Genomic DNA, 19,576 nt, shown 5'->3' with positions numbered 1-19,576 from the left:
TAATTGCCTATTTAGCTGCTAAACACTTGCAAAGGATAGCTAACATCCTGATCTTGATATGTTAGATTAGCAGGCTTGCTATTGATTTACTGTTTTAACAAGGATACACACTTACATGATCGCCTCCAGTAACGGAGATACTTTTCCACCCGATAACTCTGTTGGGCTGGTGAAGCCAGAAATATGTCAATTTAATCAGCCACTTAAACTAGCTAGTGGCAGTGTTCTGCATGACTGGCAATTAATGGTAGAAACCTACGGCGAATTAAATGCGGATGCCAGTAATGCTGTGCTGATTTGCCACGCTTTATCTGGTAATCATCATGCTGCTGGCTACCATTCAGAAGAAGGTTCTAAGCCAGGTTGGTGGGATGCTTATATTGGCCCGGGTAAGCCGATTGATACTCGCCATTTTTTTGTAGTGGCGCTGAATAACTTGGGTGGTTGTCATGGTTCAACCGGTCCTTCTTCTCTAGACCCTGCAACTGGCCAGCCATTTGGCCCAGACTTTCCTGTATTAACCGTGGGTGATTGGGTGGACTCTCAAGCACTTTTAGCCGACCGCTTAGGTATTCAGCAATGGGCAGCAGTGGTGGGTGGTAGTTTAGGGGGAATGCAGGTTTTAGAGTGGTCGTTACGTTATCCGCAACGCCTACGTCATGCTGTAGTGGTTGCTAGCTCACCTAAGTTATCGGCACAGAACATTGCTTTTAATGAGGTGGCACGCCAAGCCATTATGTCAGACCCAGAGTTTCGTGATGGGCGCTACCAAGAGGCGGAAGTGATTCCGCGTCATGGTGTTGCCTTGGCTCGCATGGTGGGACACATTACTTATTTGTCTGAACACTCAATGGGTGAAAAATTTGGACGTGATCTGCGTACCGATAAACTCAATTACGGCTTTGGTGTCGATTTTGAAGTGGAGTCTTATTTGCGTTATCAAGGCAAGAGTTTTTCTGAACGCTTTGATGCCAATACTTACCTGTTAATGACCAAAGCTTTAGATTATTTCGATCCTGCCAAAGCCTTTGATGGCAATTTAATTAAGGCGTTAGAGCCCATTCAGTGCCGGTTTTTAGTGGTTAGCTTTAGTACTGACTGGCGCTTTTCGCCACGTCATTCTGAAGAATTAGTGAATGCTTTAACCGCAGCACAAAAACGCGTTAGCTATGCACGCATTAAATCACCTCACGGGCACGATGCCTTTTTAATTCCTGATGAGCGCTATGAAGCGGTATTTACTGCCTATATGCAGCGAGTGGCAGGGGAGGTGAATTAAATGCGCCAAGATTTAACCATTATTGCTAACTGGGTAAAGCCTAAGAGTCGTGTATTAGATTTGGCTTGCGGCGATGGCGAGTTATTGCACTATTTAGAAGAGCACAAGTCAGTGACTGGCTATGGTTTAGAAATAGATGCCGAACAAATTACTGCTTGTATTGCCCGGGGTGTCGATGTTTTAGAGCAGGACTTAAATCGTGGGTTAAGTAACTTTGCAAACAGCAGTTACGACACAGTGATTATGACGCAAGCCTTGCAAGTGCTAAGGCGCCAAGATCTTGCTCTTGAAGAAATGCTGCGGGTTGGGCAAGAAGCTATAGTGACCTTTCCTAACTTTGCGCATTGGACTAACCGCTTTTATTTAAGCTGGAAAGGTCAGATGCCTATGTCTAAGACCCTGCCGCACCAGTGGTATGACACGCCTAATATTCATCTGTTTACCTTTAAGGATTTTGAAGCCTTGTGTCACGAAAAAGGCATAAAGATTTTAGATAGAACGGTCGGCGATTTTGCTTATAAAAGTCATTGGAAGGCGCGTTTATTGCCGAACTTATTTGGTGAAGTCGCTATCTACAGAATTGGTCGCTAAGTTTTACTAAGGAGTTATTTTATGTTGCGTCGAAATATTGTCTTATCAGGGTTGTTATTGTTTGTTCTTAGCTTGTTGCCGCTTACGCTTTTGGCACAAGATAAAAATATGGAACGAGTGGGTGACTACGAGATTTACTACGATGTATTACCAACCAGTTTTTTAAATCCTCAAGTTGCTCAAGGTTATGGCGTGGTGCGTAGCAAAGGCCAAGGCATGATACGAATAACCGTTTTGCATCGCCTAGCCGATGGTTCTAGCGAACCTGTGAATGCACGCGTTTCTGGTCATGCAGGTAACTTGGCAGGGCAGTTAAATGGGTTAAGTTTTCATACGCATCAGGTGGGTCAAAACCAAGGTGTTTTTAATCTTGCCACCTTCCGCTTTGTTCACGATGACCCGATGCGTTTTAACTTGCGGGTGACTTACGATTCTAAAAAGCCAGCCCATGAGTTAGCTTTTATTCGTCGCCTTTATATGGATTAAGCTATGACTTCTTCTAAGACTAAACAAACACTGATACTTGCCAGTGGCAATGCTGGCAAATTAAGCGAGTTCTCGGGCTTATTAGCGCCTTTAGGTTGGCAAGTAGAAGCACAAAACTTACACCAAGTACCCGAAGCGGCTGAAACAGGTTTAACCTTCGTTGAAAATGCCCTTATTAAAGCCCGTAATGCTGCTCTACATACGGGGTTTGCTGCCTTGGCTGATGATTCAGGTATAGAAGTGGATGCGTTACAAGGTGCTCCGGGCATTTATTCGGCACGCTTTGCTGGCGAAGGTAGTAAAGATGCGGATAACAATGCTTACCTCTTAGAAAAATTAGCAAAAGTACCTGAAGCAGAACGCACGGCTCGCTATTGGTGTGTGCTGGTATTTTTACGTTTTGCTGAAGACCCGACCCCTGTAATTGTGCAAGCCAGTTGGGAAGGACAAATACTAACAACACCCAAAGGTGGCGGTGGTTTTGGTTATGACCCTTTATTTTGGTTGCCTGAACTTGGCAAAACAGCGGCAGAGTTAAGCAGTGAGTTAAAAAATAAACTCTCGCATCGTGGCATAGCTAGTCAGCAATTAATTAAGGCATTAAACCAACGCTACCCAGCTAATGATTGAACTAGCTAAAGCCTTGCCGCCTTTATCCCTTTATGTGCACCTGCCTTGGTGTGTTCAAAAGTGCCCCTACTGTGATTTTAATTCTCATGCGCTAAATGCCAGTGCTGGCGCAGGCGCTAAGCCTCGCCTAGATGCCTCGGTTGAAAAGCAGTATGTTCAAGCTTTGTTGGCTGATTTAGATTTTGATTTAAAAGCTTTTCCAGAAGTAGCCAAGCGCCCAATTGTTTCTATTTTCTTTGGTGGCGGCACACCCAGTTTAATGTCGCCGCTAGGCTATCAAGCATTTTTTGCTGGGTTAGAAAGTCGCTTACAGCTAGTTGATGATTGTGAAACTACCCTAGAAGCCAACCCTGGCACGGTAGAACAAGGCAAGTTTAGCGGTTATCGTGAAGCGGGTATTAATCGTTTATCCATGGGCGTGCAGTCTTTTGCAGATAAACAACTTAAAGCCCTAGGGCGTATTCATAGTGGGCAAGAAGCGGTGACTGCCGTGGCCACAGCACGCAAAGCTGGCTTTGATAATTTCAACCTAGACCTAATGCATGGTTTGCCAGAACAAACTCAAAGCTTGGCGTTGGCGGACATTCAACAAGCGTTGGATTTACAGCCTACGCATTTATCTTGGTATCAACTCACCCTAGAGCCTAATACCGAGTTTTATCGCCGCCCACCTAAATTGCCAGAAGAAGATACTTTAGCCGCCATTCAAGATGCAGGTAGTGAGCTAATTCAGCAGGCAGGTTTTATTCACTATGAAGTCTCGGCTTTTGCCTTGGCAGGTAAACAAGCTAGGCATAACCTGAACTATTGGCGCTTTGGCGATTACCTAGGTCTAGGCGCTGGCGCACATGGCAAGTTAAGCCGTTTTAATTCGGCAGGCGAACTGGTCATTGAAAGGCGTTGGAAAACTCGTCAGCCACAGGCTTATTTATCCCGTTTAATTGAGAATCGTGATTTTTTAGCTGGTACGGAAGTTTTAACCGCCGATGAATTACCCATCGAATTTATGATGAATGCACTGCGTTTAGCCGAGGGTGTAGAGGCAAAAAGTTATCCACTGAGAACGGGGTTAAGTTTAGCCGATTTACAACCCCAAATAGCGGCTTTAAAGCAACGTAATCTCTGGACAAATGACGATAATAGAATTGCTTGTTCAGCTTTAGGTTGGCGCTGGTTAAACACAGCTCTTGAACAGTTTATAAAAATTTAACTAACAAAGTTATCCACAGGTGGATCAATATGCAAAAACATAAAAAAGCTTGGCTAAAGGCAAGTTTGTTGCTAGCAAGCTTAGTGCTGTTAACAGCTTGCTCTAGCAATGAATCAAAGCACCCAGAGTTACCAAAACTGAATACAACTACTGAGCGCTTATACATAGCTGGTATTTCTTCAGGTGGCTATTTGACGCACCAATTACACCTAGCTTGGCCGGATGAAGTGCGCGGTGTGGCTGTGTTTGCGGCAGGTCCCTATGCTTGCGCTAAAGAGGGTGTTACCGCTGCTTTATTCAACTGTATGGCGGTTAGTCGTGGAGCACCCAGTGCCGAAAAAAGCCTGCAGTTAATTGAAGAGGCGGCCAAAGAAGGCGAGCTAGGTGATCCTAAGTTGGTGGAAAATAGCCGTGTTTATCTTTACAAAGCTGCGGCAGATTCAGTGGTTGCTCAACCTGTCTCTATTGCCTTAGAAAAAACTTATGCACAGCTGGCACCTGAAGGTTTAAAAATTCATACACAAGCCTTAGCGGGTCATGGTTTTCCCACTTTAGATAAAGGTGTTGCTTGTGAAAAAACCGCCACGCCCTATGTGAATGCTTGTGGCTATTCAGGCGCAGCAGAGAGCTTGAATTACCTTGATGGACCCACCAAAAAAGCGGTTCAAGCTGAAGCCACAGGCCAGTTATTATCCTTTAACCAAAATACCTTTAAAGCGGAAAAAAGTAAGGGTTTAGCGGAAGAAGGCTTTTATTATGTGCCTAAGCAATGTGCAGCCGGTGGCTGTGGTTTGCAGGTGGTTTTGCATGGTTGTGAGCAGGGTGCAGCAGAAGTAGGCGAAGACTTTATGCGCTTAAGTGGTTATTTACAGCAGGCCGATGCGCGTGACCTGGTGTTGCTTTTCCCTCAAGCAAAAACCAGCTTACCTAACCCTAAGGGTTGTTGGGATTGGTGGGGTTATGAATCAAAAGCCTTTGCTACCCGTGAAGGGCCGCAAATGCAGGCAATTCATGCCATGTGGCAACAGTTGAGTTCTACACCAGAATAATTCAATGGCTTAACTTTTAACCGTAAAGTCAAAATAACTACCCTTAATGGTAGGCGGGTTGGTGCTTAGATTATTAAGAAAAAGGCTAGCTCGCCATACCATCACTTCTTCAGTACAAATACTTAGAATAGGGTTGGCGGTAAATAGTCCCTTGCCTTGATAAGTCATGGCTGTACGGTTATAACCCATGTACATATCTCGCCCTTGCAAGTCGATTTCTAGCTGTAGGTTTTTGAGCTCTTCTTCACTGTAACCTTCTAGCTGTACACGAATAGGTAGGCTCTCTAAGGGTTTGGGTTCTTGTTTGTCTAGCCTAAATGTTAGGTGTTTTTGTCCATCTAGCTTAACAAAACAGGTGTCTTGTGGAAGTTGGCAGCTAGAGGCAGAATACCAGGTTACTTGATCGTCTTGCTTTTCATTTAGGTAAGCAGTTACGTACCAGACGGCTAGCAGGATACCGACTAGCGTGACTAGAATGAGTAGATTAACTGGATAGGGGTTTTTGTGCTTATCCGGTTCTTGATTCATGGATTAATATCTCAATAAAGCAGTTCGTCAGCTTAACAAAGCGTTATCTAAGCCGCCTGTGGTTAGATGACGCACAACTAGGGATTTTCAGGTATATGCTCTCATTAGTCCATGCGCTAGGTCCGGTGTTTATGGTTATTTTAGTTGGGGTTTTTCTTAAGAAAATTAGATTCCCCTCTGTTGAATTTTGGCCGCAGTTAGAGCGTCTGGTGTATTTCTTTTTATTCCCTTCAATGCTTGCCACCCGTTTAGCTTTAGCTGATTTTTCTGATGTAGCAGTGGGAAGAGTGCTTTTAGCTGTATTTTTACTTTTACTAGCAATGACTTTTTTAATGCTGCTAATGCGCCGCTTTATAAGTCGGAATGGCGCAGAGTTTACCTCGGTTTACCAAGGTGGCATAAGGTTTAATACTTATGTGGCTATAGCTGCCTCGGCTGAACTGTTTGGTGGTTTAGGCTTGGCCTTAGCAGCCGTTATTATGGCGTTAATGATTCCACTACTGAATGTTTTATGCGTTATTATTTTTTCACTTTATGCGGGTGAACAACGCATGGATAGCCGTAAAACATTGCTTACTGTTATTAAAAATCCACTGATTCTAGGGTGTTTGTTGGGCATCTTTTTAAACGTAACTGGCATAGGTATGCCAGGCTGGACTCAGCCAGTTATGGAAATTATCTCTCGTGCAGCCTTACCCTTGGGTTTGTTAGCTGTTGGTGTGGCGCTGAATTTAGGGGCTTTACGTACAGCAGGTAAACCACTGGTTATTTCTAGTGGGTTAAAGCTGTTGATTATGCCTTTGGTAGCGGTAGGAATTAGTCTGCTGCTTAAACTAGAAACACAAGAGCAGGCTATGTTGGTGCTATTTGCTTCTGTACCTACAGCAACCAGTGCTTACATTTTAGCCCGCCAATTAGGCGGTGATGCACCTTTGATGGCGGCGATAGTGACAGCTCAAACACTGGTTGCCATGCTTACTTTGCCACTGGTTATTTATTTAAACCAGTTGGCTTTTGGCTTGGTTTAAAGTTGGTTAGGTTTAAAGATTAGAGTGAACAATTTTTGTACATTCGTCTTCAACATAAGCGATGCCATGTTTTTCCGCTAAAGCTTTGCAGTCTGGGTTACTAATACCTAATTGTAGCCAAATAGACTTAGCACCTATTTTTACTGCTTCTTCAACAACGGGCAGGCAGTCTTCTGCTTTACGAAAAATATCCACCATTTCAACAGGGTCAGGAATATCGCTTAGGCTGGCATAACAAGGCTGGCCTAAAACTTCTTCGTATTGAGGGTTAACAAAATAAAGCTTGTAGCCAGCATTTATTAAGTAAACAGCAACACGGTTACTGGCACGGTCTGGTTTGTTAGAAATACCCACAAGGGCAATAGTTTTTGTATCTTGCATCAGTTTTTGTGCAGTGGTATTCATAGTGCTTCCTTTTTGCTGATGAATAAGAAACGAATCTTTTGGAGAGCATAGCATGACAAATACAAAAAATGATGCCATTACGCTAGCAAATTTAGGTGAGGGTGTGGCTTTGTTAACGCTTAATCAGCCTGAAAGCCGTAATAGCTTATCGCTTGCTATGCTGGAGTTATTAGACCAGCGTTTAGATGAAGTAAAAGCCGATAAAACATTTAAAGTGATTGTTATTGCCGCAGCAGGCAAGGTGTTTTGTGCAGGGCATAACTTAAAAGAAGTGCAAGGTCAGCTAGGCGACCATCAAGCCCAGTTAAAATTATTTAAGCGTTGCAGCGAAGTGATGCAAAAAATTGTTGAATTGCCACTAACCGTGATTGCTAGCGTAAGGGGTGTGGCCACTGCTGCCGGTTGTCAGCTAGTGGCTAGTTGTGATTTAGCCGTAGCTACAGAAACCGCACGTTTTGCTACCCCTGGGGTAAATATTGGCTTATTTTGTTCTACGCCCATGGTGGCTTTAACCCGCAATGTGCACCCTAAACATGCTATGGAAATGCTGTTAACCGGTGAAATGATTTCTGCAGCACGTGCTGAGCAAATCGGTTTGGTTAACCGAGTGGTTGCCGATGATGAGTTGGAACAAAAAACCTTAGAACTTGCAGAGCTAATTGCTTCAAAATCACCTAAAACCTTGGCGATAGGCAAAGAAGCTTTTTATACCCAAAACTCTATGTCGTTAAGTGAAGCTTATAACTACACAGCTAAAGTAATGGCCACAAACTTAGATATTTTAGATGCCAAAGAAGGTATTTGTGCTTTTGTTGAAAAGCGTCATCCCCAATGGCAGGGTAAGTAAAGGGTGTGATGAATAATGGTTAAGAGAATACCTAGTTTAGTTTAACTTGGGTGTTGGCGTGATCTCTTCCTCGTCTTTGTTAACTGCGTTATCGGTTAGGGTGGTTTGAGGGACGGTTAAGTCATCATTTACCAAAACTTCAAGTAAATTAGTTCGTGCTTTGCGGTACTCTGTTTTAGTAAGGATACCGCTTGCATACTGCCTAGATAAGGTTCTTAGATTAATTTGCATAACTGGGCCTTGGTTTTTTGGTAATTAAGGTGTGTTGGTAGAAGTGGTTTCTACTTTAATTAGTTGGGTTTCAATTTCTTCTAACAACAATCTGAAACCAGTTGTTTCATCAGCAGTGCCTGAATGGATACGTGTGAAATTTAGGCTGCATTCTGCATGGGGATCTTGATAAGAGCCGCCAAGAGCTAAAAACTGGTTGGCTTGCTTTACTAGTTCTTGGGCGTTGCCTATGTAGTTTTGTAATCCCCAGCCGTTTTGATGACCTGTAGATACTCTATTCATTTGATCACCCTTTAAAAGTTGTCCTCCAAGTCTTACGCGGCAGTTGTAATCTTTAGGTGGTTGTTGTCCAGCTGCAAATGCAGCATGTTGCCATTCATCTGCTGTGGGTAAGCGATAGGTGCGTCCCGTTCTAGCGGAAAGCCACTGGGTATAGGCATTTATTTCTGCAAGACTGAGTTGAGTGCGTGGTAGGTTTTTATCTTGAGAGTCATCTACTGGGCAGGCACCACTGAAAAAGCAGTATTTGTTGTAATCTTCGTTGGATACTTCGTATTTGCTAATAGCAAAACTGGCATGCCGTTCACTTGCAGGAATAACGACCATTAGCGGACCACGGACTCGGTCGTGAAGCATATCAAAGCAAATTGCACGTGCTCTGCGCCCATAGCCTGCTAGATTGTCTGTGCAGGGGCGAATGCTTGTAACTGGTGTCCAAGTTTGTGCGGTAACATCAGCACCTGTTTGATCTTGTGATGCTTTAAGAGTGCGAATGTCTACATCACGTTGGAGTATTTGACCTTGCCAGCGTTGTTGTGCCATACGCTCACTCAGGGTGGCTATTGCCCCTCGGTAGGTTGGGTTATCTGACCAAAGTTGTCGAGCTTCTGCTAACTGACTACGAGCCTTTTCAAAGTTCTGTGCTTCTAAACTGGCCTCATAACCACTAAATATGTTTTCTGCTTGCTTTATCCTTGCTGTTAAATCTTTAGTAAAATCGAGAACTTCAGGGTGATCGGGCAACTTTTCTTGTGATGCTTTAAGCATTTTTTGTGCTTCAGATAAACGGCCTGTCGTTAGGGCTGCTCTAGCGGTACGGCCTTCTATCCAAGGTGCGGGTGCTAACTCTGCACGTAGCTGTGCTAGTTGGGTGCTTTTAGGAAAAAGAATACTTGCGCGTGTTGCCAAACTTTCACTTTGACGCCTATTGGTTTCAGCTAGTTCTAGTAGGTGTCTCACTAGCTGTTGAATGTACTGTTGCTCTAGCTCTTGGTAACGAGCTGGCGCAAAACGGTTAACTTCATCTAACATTTTTTGTACTGCTGGTGTGTCAAAATGCTCTAGACCTTGAAAAACAGTATCGAGTTGATTGATATTTGCTTCTACTAGGTAGCGCTCGCTTGCCGTTTGCAGAAGAAGATCATTCGGTGATATTTCTAAGCCTCGGTTGGCGAGTTTAACTGCTTCTTGGTAGTTACCTTCACTTGCTTTAGTTTCGGCAAGCTTTAAATAAACCTCAGCCATAGCATCGGCAGCTGTGATGGTTAAAAAGGGGTCATCATCTTGTAGAAGATTCTTTAGTTGGCTGAGTGTTTCTTCTGCTGCATTAATTTCCATTGCTTGGGTTTCAACAAGTAAATTACTTTGTAAGCCCTCTATTCGTGCTTCTCTGGCAGCGGCTTGACGTTCTTTTAGGAAGGTTTGGTATTCCTGTTGCATTCTATCTTGCGTTTTTTGAAGTTCAGGATTTTTTAAAGCAAATTTATCTATTCGTGTTAGTACTGCTTGAGCAAGACTAAAGCGTTTATTTTTTTCAAGCGTTGCTAGGTGTGCTAAATAGATAATTGCTAGCTGCTCTCGGTAGGTGTGCTTAATAGCTGCTAGGTCTAACCATTTTATTAGGTTATAAACTTCGGCTTCCCAGCTAGAGCTTAGGTTTGCTTGGTTAAGAAGTTCCTCTAAGCGTTGTTCAGCAGGTTCTGTTGGTAGCTTATATTTAACTAAAAGCGGCTGCATATTGAGTGCTAGAAATAAACTTTCCTCTTCGGTTGTTGGTTTGTTACTACTTAATTCTGATTCAACAACGGGCTGTGCCAAGCTTGCTAGGGCTTTTAAAGCTGTGTTATCGGGTGAGAGCTGTGCTAACTCTATAATTGTTGCCTGCTGGTTTAAGAGAGGTGTTAGGCTAGCTAGTTGACTAGGCTGCTCTCCAAAAAGTTGCTTTAATTGATTGATTCGTTGCGTTTTTTGTTGTTCTTCTTCTGCTAAGGTTAGTCGATCTTGGGTGTTGATTAAATCTAAGTCGTTAGGAATACGTGCTAGACCTACTTCAAGATAAACTTTAGCTTGCTCTAGATCACCCAAATTAATCGCTTCTTGGGCGGCAGTGGCATAAATATCAGCAATGCGTGGGTCTTTTAGCAAACTATGCTTGGGTGCTACTGCGGCTATTAAAGAAAGGGTTTCAGTGATACTTGTCTGATTGCTTTCAGTTGAAGGTACTAGCCATTCATTTTCTATGGCTAAGTTTAAATTTAGGCTAAGTTGATGAAGGTAGCGGTTGCGCTGTAACTCTAAGTGGCTTTCTAACGTATTGAGTGCAACTGAATCTGGGTAGACTTGCGCCATACGTGTCAGGATTTCAGTGGCTTTATTGAAGTTGTACTTTTGTTCTTTTAGGTTTACTGCCTCATTAACGAGTTGTTTAAAGTAGTCTTGGAAAATATCGCGACCACTTTCAGTAATACGGTTGCGTGCGTTTATTTCTAATTGTGGTAGTTGCTCTAGGGTATTTTCTAAATATGTCGGTTCGGCAGTTAGTACTTGTGCAATGATTTTTTGAACCTGCTGGTCTTTTATTTGGTTCATTATTGGGTTGTAAGCTGCCAAGCTAAGTATAAGTGTAAAAGCTGAGCCTAGTACCCAAGGGTTTTTATGCCAGTTTGCTTTACCTTCTAATTCTTCTAAAAACTCATCGACTGTTGCTGTCCGTTGTTCCTTTTCAAAAGCTAGGCCATGAAGTAGCCCTTTCATTTGACGTTTTTTTAGACCCTTAATTGGTGCTGGTATTAACTTGGCTTCAAGCGCTTTAGCTGCTGATTTACGGTTAAAGGGGTGATAGCCCGTTAGCAGTTCATAGGCAACACAGGCAAGGGCATATAAATCATCTTGCGTTGAAGGGTCTTTACCCTGCAGCATTTCTAATGAAGCATAGGTTGGTGTTAGCGCCCCTAAAGAACCTGCATCAAACTCATCTTCTGGTGTGCTTTCATCATTACCACCCCCTGCGTTGACTGCTCTAGCAATACCGAAGTCTAAAGTTTTTACTGTGCCATCATCACATAAAAAAGCGTTACCCGGTTTGAAATCAGAGTGGACGATATTGCGCTGATGGGCATAAGAAAGGGATGCGCCTAGTTGTTGGATAATAGGGAAGGCTTCTTCAAAAGGAAGGCCACCTTTAGGGCGAACAACTTTACGAATAAAGCTATCTAGGGGCTTACCAACTAGTAACTCCATGGTAATAAATACCTGAGTTCCAGTCATTCCTATGCGGTCAAAGTCATAAACAGTTGCGATATTGGGGTGAGCAAGTTTTTGTTGGCGGCTTGCTTCGCGCTGTAAAGCCATAAAAGCTTGTGGGTGTGCTTTGAAGTCTTCAGTTAACACCTTCATGGCTACATAGGGGTTGGCATCTTTGGCTTCAACTTTTAACAAGTCTCGGGCTTGGAATACCTTACCCATACCACCTGCACCTAATACTTTGTCTAGGATAAAGCGGTCTTTAATAATAGAACCTGGACCCAGTTTTTTTAGTTCTGGATTGGTTGCACCCGGTAAATCCCAAGAGCGCATGGAGGTGCTGGTTGTGGAGCTAGAGCTAGTAAAGGTGCTATTTAAGTGGCTGGTATTCTGAGTGGCATCACTTATAACGGTTAAATCATCGTCTTCATTATTAATTGGTGGTATAGCTAGTTGTGTTGGTGCTTCATCATCAAAGTCAGCCTCGTTTTGAGGGTAGGCAATGATAGTTGCATCTTCATCTAAGGTGTCTTTATCTCTTGCTTGAGGCGTTGCAATAATTGTTGCATCATCATCTAGATTATTTTCTGCTGCTGGTTGAGCCGTTGCGATAATTGTTGGGGCATCGTCATCTAGCTCAGGTGATGGCTGATAATGCTGTAAAGCAGCTAAAGAAGCGGGTGATGGTAGTTGAGACCTTATTCTTTGTACTTGATGCTGGCTAATAATACCTTGGCTTAAGGCATCTATAAGTGATGCATCTAACTGTTTAAAACTAAGTTTGCCGCTTTGTAAAAGGCTAACAAAAACCACCTGAATTTCAGGAAGCGCAATATTCGCTTTTGATAGGTCAAGTAGTAGCTGTTTTGGGTCTACCATAGTGTTTCTCTCTTTAGCTTAGATCGACAATAACTACGGTTACATTGTCTTTGGCTCCACGCTGTAGAGTTAACTCTATCAAGGCTTGGCAAGCTTTATCTGGGTTATCTTTAGCAATAATGTCTGCAATTTCTTTGTCTTCTAGATGCCGTGTAAGCCCATCTGTGCACAGCAGATAGCGGTCTTTGGGGCTGAATTCACAAAGGTCTGCCTCCATAAAAAGTTCTTCTTGGCTACCCACCGCACGAGTGATGACATTGCGCTCTGGATGAGTGCGCGCTTCTTCTGGTGTTATAATGCCTTGACGAATATAGCTTTCAACTTGGGAATGGTCAGAAGAAACTTGAGTTAGTTTGTTGTTACGTAATCTATAAACCCGACTATCACCAGCCCATAGAATTGCACCTAGTTGATGATCTAAAGCAACGAGTAGGGCAATAGTGCTACCAATAATTTTCTTTGGTTGATTTGAGTTGCTACCTTGGATTAAGAGTTCATTGTTCACTTGATCAATAGCATCTTCAATTTGATCTAAGCGCTCTGCTAAAGAACCGTTGAGTTTTGTGGATTCCAAGGATTCTATAATCATACGGCTAGCCAGATCCCCCGCTTGATGACCACCCATTCCATCAGCAACAACCCATAGCCCTTTTTCTGGCTGATCTAAATAAGCGTCTTCATTAATTTTTCTTACTAAACCACGGTCAGTTAAACCCGAGGAGTTAGCTAGCTTATTGGTATTATTGTTTTCAGTAGTCATTTAGCTGTCTCGGTTTTCAGGCATTGAAAGAAAAGCGGATTAGTTCTTGTGGATTATCACTAAATGCTCTTCCTAAGCTGATAACGCCTTCACCTACTAGGGGAACTTCTTCGCGTCTTACAAAGGATTGAGTGCCGTCTGTATGTTGAAGGTAGGTGCCATTGGTGCTTTCATCAATTAGAAAGAATTTGTCTCGACGTAGCTCTATTTTTATATGCTGGCGTGAAGCAAGAGTTTCGGCTACTGGAAGATCACAGGTTGGGCTACGGCCTATAACTGCAATTTCACGCTCATGATTAAGAATGACTTGTATATCTCGGTAGTGCAAAGCTAGCTCTGTTGGATTAGTTTGGTTAGTGGTGGCTGCAGATAAATCTACCGACATGCGTGTTACATCATCTTCTTGCCAAATAAACTCAACTATCTCTATTTCACCCTTGCCTTTGATTGAGGCGTAATCTACAAAACGAGTGCTTTCTTGTAACACTGAAGGGAGTAGCTTAGCCGATTCTGCAGTGGTAATGATTTGCCGTGACTTTGCTTGAGCAGCCATTCGAGCTGCAACATTAACTGCATCGCCATGAACATCACCATCTTCAAGGATGCATGAGCCATAATGAAAACCTACTCGAATGGTGACAGGTATCTCTGTAACACCTTGCTCATTAGCTTCTTCTAAGCTTTCTTGCATATCGCAAGCTGCTTTAGTTGCTATTTCGGCATTGTCAAAGGTGCACATAATTTCATCACCTAGCGTTTTTATTACTGTGCCTTGGTAGCGATTTATTACTTCGGTTAATAGATTGAGTGTGGTTGATACAATTTCTCTAGCTCTCGCATCGCCCAAGGAATCGTAAAGCTTAGTGCTGCCACAAATATCCGCAAATAAAATGGATAGTTTTTTCGATTTAGTAAGCATGAGTTATTACACCTTTGTTCTCTGATTTTATTCTATCGGTAAGGGTTGGCTAAGGTCTTCAAAGCGGCTAAGAAGTATATCTTCATTAGGAAAAGGTACTGTGGTGCCTATCACAAACTCATCAAAAACAAACTTATCTGCCCAATTACCTTCTAAACTTGCAGGGTCTATTTCTGTTGTAACCTGGGTGAGTTGCTGCTGAATAGTTAGGTAGTTAGTACGCAGCTGGTTTAAGTTATGTATTGATGCTTGTTGCTCTGTTGTAGCGCTTGCTAGTTGCTCAGCAACTTTCTCTAAATTTTGTTTAATGTGTTCAACTTCCTGCTCATTAAGAGCTGTAATACAGTGAGCTTCATCGTCACAAGCTGCTAAGGTTAAAATAAGACCATCTTGGATGTTTTGTAGAAGTTGAAGGTCTTTTTCTAGATCGATCATTTCTTGTCCAACACTCTTGTTGAGGGGTGTTAGCAAAATTAAAAATATGAGTAGTGTTAAGTTTTTTCTTATCAATTTATTCACCGTCAAGCATTTTTTCGACTCTTGCTTCGCTCATGGCCGCGGCAGTCAGGGTGCTATCTATAATTTGGCTTAGACGATCACCGCTTAAATCTAGCCCCGTTCGTTGAGCAAAATCTTCTCGACGTTTTTTATTAAACTGTAGGCTTTCTAAGAATCTAACGCGTGCATAGATTGTTTCTATTACGGCTACTTCACGCTGAAGAGCTTCCATATCGATTTCGTTAGTTGTTCCAAAATCATTTGCAAAGGCTTCTTCAAACCCAGTGAATTCTTGTAGGTCATTTCTGTAAGTGGCTAACTCTTGAAGCTCTGCTCTAAAACCTATTAGCAGGTCTTGAAGTTGCTCTTTACGTTTAGGGTCTTTATTCGTCTCTAGTTCTAACTCAAGTTGCTGAATGCGGAATTCTATAGCTTCTATAGCAGTAGATAGTTCCTCATCTGTTACATCTGGGGTGCAGCCTTCTATTTCTTCACACTGCTCAAATGCTAAGGCAACCCCTTCTCCTAAACGACCAAAAAGTGTTAAATCTTCCTCAAAAAGAGCTAAGTCAATAACTTCAACAACCCTAACGCCCATAACTGCAGCAGCAGGGTTAGTAAAATTAACGGTAACACTCACTAGGTTAAGCCCTAGCTGCTTAATGAACCCATTCGTAGTATCTAATAATGTAATACTGCGAACATTAGAAAAGTTACTGGGTTGAGAGTTGTCTTTTTGTTCAGCACTAACGGCAAGTTCAAAATCGCCACCATTAAAATCAAGCACTAAATCAGAAGCATTGACTATGCCTCGTGCAGCAATAATTTGACCACTTTTAGCTTTTAGAGTGGTTTCTTGATTAATAGTAAGGTCACCATTGCCACTTAACCCATCGACACAACCATTACAGATATCACCTGCTGCAATAAGACTTGCACTTCCATCAGCATTAATCTCAGGCGTAGCTAGCGTTATATCAGAACCAAAAAGTACTAGGTTGCCACCAGTTTTTATAGGTTGGCTAACAGTCAAGTTGTTGGTGTTTATTTTAGCTAAGTTACCTTCTGTTAAGGGTAAATTATTTAAACTAAGGCTACCACCAATAATGGTTGTTCCAGTATGTAGTTTAAGGTTTGGAAGGATTAAATCATTCCCACCAATCGTTAGATTGCTACCCTTGCCAGATGCTGGAGTGCTTATAGATAAATTACCAGAACCTAGTAAATTTCCTCTAGTTAAAGTATTGCCTGTTGAGTATTCCCAGGTATTGTTATTGAATAGGGTTATATCACCAATATACTGCCCATTAGATTTGAAGCTGTTGGTTCCACCTAGCCCACTTTTTAACGCACTGAACCCACTAAAGCTAGTAGTATTTACAGTCCCACTCGTGTTACCGGATAAACTCCAACTGGTCTCTACAACTTTACTGCCTTCTAAGGTTGCACCCTTAGCAATTAGGTGATTAAAGTTTGTATAGCCTTCGCCAAGTATTAGGCTAGCACTAGCACCCCATCCACTAATATCATAGGTATTGTTGCCTAAACCACCGTCTAATGGATTAGTCAGTTTGCCAGTGGAGGAAAATATTGCTGTGTCGTCTCCGCTACCAAGGGTTAGTTTGCCTAGATAGTTACTGGTTATGTTGTAGGTGTCACCACTGTTGCCGCCAATTAAGTGACTAAAACCTTTGAAGGAGGCAGTGTTACTGTTGGACTTTAACAAACTGTTTTCTAGTGTGCCTTGATATTGGCTATTTAAAACCCATTTGTTTTTTGAGTTTTTAAAGCTAATTAAATGGTCATAGTTGCTTCCTTTTAAGTTTATTTCATTACCTTCAAGAGTGAGTGTATTTAAATCAAGTGTAACTCCACTAGTGTTAGATTCCTGATTGATAGCAAGGGTAAGTGCGTTACCTGAATGAAGGTTAGTGCCAGTTGAATAACTAATATTGGTATTTGAATAAAGGCTAAGGGAGCCGCTTGCTTTTATATCACTAAAGCTTAGCTTATTTCCTTTTAAATAAAAGTTTCCTGTAACCTTGGTTGCCTGAGATAGGTTAATATTACCAGCATGACTCAATAGATTAGTAGAATTAGTAGAATTAAAAGAAGCAAGGTAGTTTTGATCACCTTGAGTTATAATGCTATTATTTGTTACATGAGTAGCGCCACTAATACTTAGCCTGTTGAGTGCAATAGTGTTACCTAGGTTTCCGTTGATATTGGTTTTGTTTGCGGTAATGTCTAGTAGATAGCTACCATTGATATCGCCTTTAAGGGTTATTTCTTGGGCTGTAGCCAATAGAGTAGTGTTGTCTGTTAAATATATTGCACCTGAGTAGGTCTGTCCGCTTGTATTAGTGGTAATAGTACCATTTAGATAAGAAGTTCCTATTAATTCTAAGCTTGCAAGATTGCTAAGATTGCCATTGGATTTCCAGGTGCCACTAGCTTTTAAACTATTATTGTTTCCAATTAAACCTTGATTTATGAGTAGTTCACTAGCAGTCAACTGGCTAGATCCACTAAGTGTTACTTGTTGATAAAATTTTTGATAAGATGCTGTTTGAATACTTCCTTCAAAAACGCTGGTGCCACTAACTTCTAAGTGTTTTAGGTTGTTTATACTAGTTGAAGGCAATATAGCAAGGTTGCCTTGAATAGTTAATCCAAGGTTATTAGCATCTATTAGTTTCCCTACAGTAGTCTTACTTGCACTAATAGTTCTATCATTGTTTAATAGCTCAGCGCCACCTTGTAAATTTATTTCCCCTTTACCTATAATATTACCAGCAAGTGTAGATTTTGCTTTTGCATTTACATTGAGGTTGCTAAGGTTTTCTGCTCCCAAGCTTCCGATATGCCAGTTGGCATTATTTATATTGATATTTAAATATCCAGCATCTAACCCGCCTTCCATTTTTATTAATTGGCCTGCATTGCTGGTTAAATTAACGGTTGAACCACTTATGCCCTCAAGTGATAGCTTGCCTCCATAATTTTGATTGCCTGTTGTTGTTATATTTCCTTCAAGATTGGTTTTTCCTATTACCGTGATTTCACTGAGGTTAGTGGTATTACCCTTAAATGAACCATTGCTTATAAGATTTAGTAGGTGGTTATTGCCAGTAAGATTTCCATTCATAGTGACAAGTTTAAGGTTTGAACCATCCTTAGCGGTAAGGTAGGTATCATCCAAGAGGTTTAGGCTGCCTTGATAGTTTTGGTTTTCTAAGGTAGTAACTTGGCCTTTGAGATTGATGTTTGAAGCCTTAATATTTAGGCTGCCAAGGCTAATATCTTTATTTTGAGTGAAGCTTTTTGATTCACTGGTAAGCGTTAAGGCGTAGCTTCCAGTTATCGCTTCATCAAAAATTAACTGATCTGTAGTTGATGTTAGTTGAGTATTCCCAATTAAATTAAGAGTATTTCTATACTTTTGCTGACCACTAGTAGTTAGGTTTCCAGATATTTTGGTAGTGCCTTCAACTATAAGCTTGGAGTTTGAAAGGTTGCTTATTCCTTCATGGTGCCAATTACCATTAATTTTTAGGTCTACAGTGTCACCTTCAATACCCTTTACAGTAGTAATATTTTTAGATTCTAATTGCCTATTTCCAGTAAAGGTAACCTGGCCAGCATAAGATTGTTTAGATTTTGTGTGAATATCACTGTTTATTTTGATGTTACTATTACTAATAATTTCTAAGTATTCTAGTTTGCTCTTGGTTGTATCTTTTCCTATGTCTTCATTAAAAATAATTTCGTTAGCTGCTGATAGCTTTAACCCAAAAGATTTGGTGGTTAGTAGGCTGCTAATAGAATCTAGCTCACTATTAATTGCTGCATCAAAAATTATACTACCATTGCTACTAGTTAATTCGACTCCTGACATGGATGTAGTTGCATCATTGTCTTTTATCAATAAAGAGCCTTTATAATGTTGATTACCTTTGGTTATAATGTTGTGACTTAAATTTATTCCAGACTTTCCTTCTAGAGATAAGTTGTAATTGCTCGAAAAAATGCCACTTATATTAATATTGGCTGTTGTTGTTAGTGAAAGATCGAAGCTAGGGTTGAATTGATAAAGAGTTATGTTGCCTGTATGTCCTGCTGAGCCAATGTTGAATAAGCTTGCTTTGTATGAGAAATCTCCACCTATATTGTAAAGAGCGTGGTTTGGATTGCTGCTATCATAGTTAGCATCTGTTGTGCATATTCCACTACAAACAAATAATTCTCTATTGATGTTTAATGGGGCAATTGTAATTCCACCCGTGCCAGCATCTAAAAGACCAGAAATAGCTAGGTTGTCGGTGTATAGCTTTATATCACCATTAGTGGCTTCAGTAGATAGTTTTTTACCACTGTCTAAGGTTATTGTTTGTGTTTTAATATTAAATACATTTGCAAATGAGTCTCTAGTGAAATGCGTGTTACCTATTCCGGTAAGCTGCGTCAGGTTACCACTTAGGTTGATAGACCCATTAAAATTAACATTATTAGCTTTATTGATTGTTAAGTCGTTAATTGATGAAATGCTGGTGTTAAAGTTGATACTTCCTGTTACTGCCTCAATAACCAGATTATGACTATTGCCTATTAAGGTGCTATTAAAAGATAACTCTGATCCTTTTAGGCTACGGTTATTAACTAGGGTAGTTGCACCGGTATAGGTTTGGGTAGCTGTGGTAGTGACATCACCAGC

The 19,576-nt window shown here is 41.5% G+C and carries 16 protein-coding genes; 8 read left to right on the top strand and 8 right to left on the bottom strand.

The genetic code is table 11. The features are described 5' to 3' along the window. The first annotated feature begins 115 nt into the window (after positions 1-115). From metX to H571_RS14765, 6 genes are read left to right on the top strand one after another with little or no spacing between them, the layout of a single operon-like run. Positions 116-1,279: a homoserine O-succinyltransferase MetX gene (metX, locus tag H571_RS0108665; RefSeq protein WP_027848955.1), complete on the top strand. Its 1,164-nt coding sequence runs from the start codon at positions 116-118 to the stop codon at positions 1,277-1,279. After that, positions 1,280-1,870, top strand: a complete 591-nt coding sequence (gene metW / locus H571_RS0108660) for a methionine biosynthesis protein MetW (RefSeq protein ID WP_027848954.1) — start codon at positions 1,280-1,282, stop codon at positions 1,868-1,870. A gap of 21 nt (positions 1,871-1,891) precedes the next feature. Beyond that, positions 1,892-2,356 (top strand): DUF4426 domain-containing protein, encoded by a 465-nt coding sequence (locus tag H571_RS0108655; RefSeq protein WP_027848953.1) that lies wholly within the window; start codon positions 1,892-1,894, stop codon positions 2,354-2,356. Positions 2,357-2,359: 3 nt separating this feature from the next. Further along, positions 2,360-2,986, top strand: a complete 627-nt coding sequence (gene rdgB, locus H571_RS0108650; protein ID WP_036218005.1) for an RdgB/HAM1 family non-canonical purine NTP pyrophosphatase — start codon at positions 2,360-2,362, stop codon at positions 2,984-2,986. Beyond that, a complete protein-coding gene (hemW, locus tag H571_RS0108645) occupies positions 2,979-4,196 on the top strand; it encodes a radical SAM family heme chaperone HemW (RefSeq protein ID WP_027848951.1) in 1,218 nt (405 codons plus the stop codon). Before rdgB ends, hemW begins: the two co-directional genes overlap by 8 nt. A 29-nt stretch (positions 4,197-4,225) precedes the next feature. After that, a complete protein-coding gene (locus tag H571_RS14765; protein WP_051168253.1) occupies positions 4,226-5,245 on the top strand; it encodes an extracellular catalytic domain type 2 short-chain-length polyhydroxyalkanoate depolymerase in 1,020 nt (339 codons plus the stop codon). A gap of 9 nt (positions 5,246-5,254) precedes the next feature. Here the strand turns inward: H571_RS14765 and H571_RS0108635 are convergent, their stop codons facing one another. Beyond that, positions 5,255-5,773: a hypothetical protein gene (locus H571_RS0108635; RefSeq protein ID WP_027848950.1), complete on the bottom strand. Its 519-nt coding sequence runs from the start codon at positions 5,771-5,773 to the stop codon at positions 5,255-5,257. A gap of 209 nt (positions 5,774-5,982) precedes the next feature. On the opposite strand from H571_RS0108635, the gene H571_RS0108630 reads away from it, so the two are divergent. Further along, positions 5,983-6,801, top strand: coding sequence for an AEC family transporter (locus H571_RS0108630; RefSeq protein WP_342664340.1), 819 nt, complete (start codon positions 5,983-5,985; stop codon positions 6,799-6,801). A 12-nt stretch (positions 6,802-6,813) separates the two neighbouring features. Here H571_RS0108630 and H571_RS0108625 read toward each other — a convergent pair whose 3' ends face one another. Further along, positions 6,814-7,206: a CoA-binding protein gene (locus tag H571_RS0108625; protein WP_027848948.1), complete on the bottom strand. Its 393-nt coding sequence runs from the start codon at positions 7,204-7,206 to the stop codon at positions 6,814-6,816. Positions 7,207-7,258: 52 nt separating this feature from the next. Between H571_RS0108625 and H571_RS0108620 the strand changes: the two genes are divergently transcribed. Next, positions 7,259-8,053, top strand: a complete 795-nt coding sequence (locus tag H571_RS0108620; protein WP_027848947.1) for an enoyl-CoA hydratase — start codon at positions 7,259-7,261, stop codon at positions 8,051-8,053. A 36-nt stretch (positions 8,054-8,089) separates the two neighbouring features. Here H571_RS0108620 and H571_RS0108615 read toward each other — a convergent pair whose 3' ends face one another. From H571_RS0108615 to H571_RS15945, 6 genes are all read right to left on the bottom strand, one after another. Next, positions 8,090-8,284 carry a hypothetical protein gene (locus H571_RS0108615; protein ID WP_027848946.1) on the bottom strand — a complete coding sequence of 65 codons (195 nt, stop codon included), beginning with the start codon at positions 8,282-8,284 and terminating at the stop codon, positions 8,090-8,092. A 24-nt stretch (positions 8,285-8,308) separates the two neighbouring features. Continuing rightward, positions 8,309-12,685, bottom strand: a complete 4,377-nt coding sequence (locus H571_RS15555) for a protein kinase domain-containing protein (RefSeq protein ID WP_051168252.1) — start codon at positions 12,683-12,685, stop codon at positions 8,309-8,311. A 13-nt stretch (positions 12,686-12,698) separates the two neighbouring features. Next, entirely contained in the window at positions 12,699-13,445 is a 747-nt protein-coding gene (locus H571_RS0108605; RefSeq protein ID WP_036218003.1) for a PP2C family protein-serine/threonine phosphatase, read from the bottom strand. A gap of 16 nt (positions 13,446-13,461) precedes the next feature. Continuing rightward, positions 13,462-14,364, bottom strand: coding sequence for an adenylate/guanylate cyclase domain-containing protein (locus H571_RS0108600; RefSeq protein WP_027848944.1), 903 nt, complete (start codon positions 14,362-14,364; stop codon positions 13,462-13,464). A gap of 27 nt (positions 14,365-14,391) precedes the next feature. Beyond that, positions 14,392-14,799, bottom strand: coding sequence for a hypothetical protein (locus tag H571_RS0108595; RefSeq protein ID WP_027848943.1), 408 nt, complete (start codon positions 14,797-14,799; stop codon positions 14,392-14,394). A 76-nt stretch (positions 14,800-14,875) separates the two neighbouring features. Beyond that, on the bottom strand, positions 14,876-19,576 hold a 4,701-nt coding region (locus tag H571_RS15945), incomplete at its 5' end, for a beta strand repeat-containing protein (protein ID WP_036217999.1).

The sequence above is a fragment of the Marinospirillum minutulum DSM 6287 genome, from assembly GCF_000422325.1.
Classification (GTDB): Bacteria; Pseudomonadota; Gammaproteobacteria; order Pseudomonadales; family Halomonadaceae; genus Marinospirillum; species Marinospirillum minutulum.
The sequence above is the reverse complement of the archived record's forward strand: the minus strand, read 5'-3'. Positions and strand labels throughout refer to the sequence as shown.

Coding starts and splice junctions, on each gene's coding strand:
- H571_RS0108635 (WP_027848950.1), bottom strand. CDS start 5,773: ATGAATCAAGAACCGGATAAGCACAAAAACCCCTATCCAGTTAATCTA.
- H571_RS0108655 (WP_027848953.1), top strand. CDS start 1,892: ATGTTGCGTCGAAATATTGTCTTATCAGGGTTGTTATTGTTTGTTCTT.
- H571_RS0108615 (WP_027848946.1), bottom strand. CDS start 8,284: ATGCAAATTAATCTAAGAACCTTATCTAGGCAGTATGCAAGCGGTATC.
- H571_RS0108625 (WP_027848948.1), bottom strand. CDS start 7,206: ATGAATACCACTGCACAAAAACTGATGCAAGATACAAAAACTATTGCC.
- hemW (WP_027848951.1), top strand. CDS start 2,979: ATGATTGAACTAGCTAAAGCCTTGCCGCCTTTATCCCTTTATGTGCAC.
- H571_RS15555 (WP_051168252.1), bottom strand. CDS start 12,685: ATGGTAGACCCAAAACAGCTACTACTTGACCTATCAAAAGCGAATATT.
- H571_RS0108595 (WP_027848943.1), bottom strand. CDS start 14,799: ATGATCGATCTAGAAAAAGACCTTCAACTTCTACAAAACATCCAAGAT.
- metX (WP_027848955.1), top strand. CDS start 116: ATGATCGCCTCCAGTAACGGAGATACTTTTCCACCCGATAACTCTGTT.
- H571_RS14765 (WP_051168253.1), top strand. CDS start 4,226: ATGCAAAAACATAAAAAAGCTTGGCTAAAGGCAAGTTTGTTGCTAGCA.
- rdgB (WP_036218005.1), top strand. CDS start 2,360: ATGACTTCTTCTAAGACTAAACAAACACTGATACTTGCCAGTGGCAAT.
- H571_RS0108620 (WP_027848947.1), top strand. CDS start 7,259: ATGACAAATACAAAAAATGATGCCATTACGCTAGCAAATTTAGGTGAG.
- metW (WP_027848954.1), top strand. CDS start 1,280: ATGCGCCAAGATTTAACCATTATTGCTAACTGGGTAAAGCCTAAGAGT.
- H571_RS0108600 (WP_027848944.1), bottom strand. CDS start 14,364: ATGCTTACTAAATCGAAAAAACTATCCATTTTATTTGCGGATATTTGT.
- H571_RS0108605 (WP_036218003.1), bottom strand. CDS start 13,445: ATGACTACTGAAAACAATAATACCAATAAGCTAGCTAACTCCTCGGGT.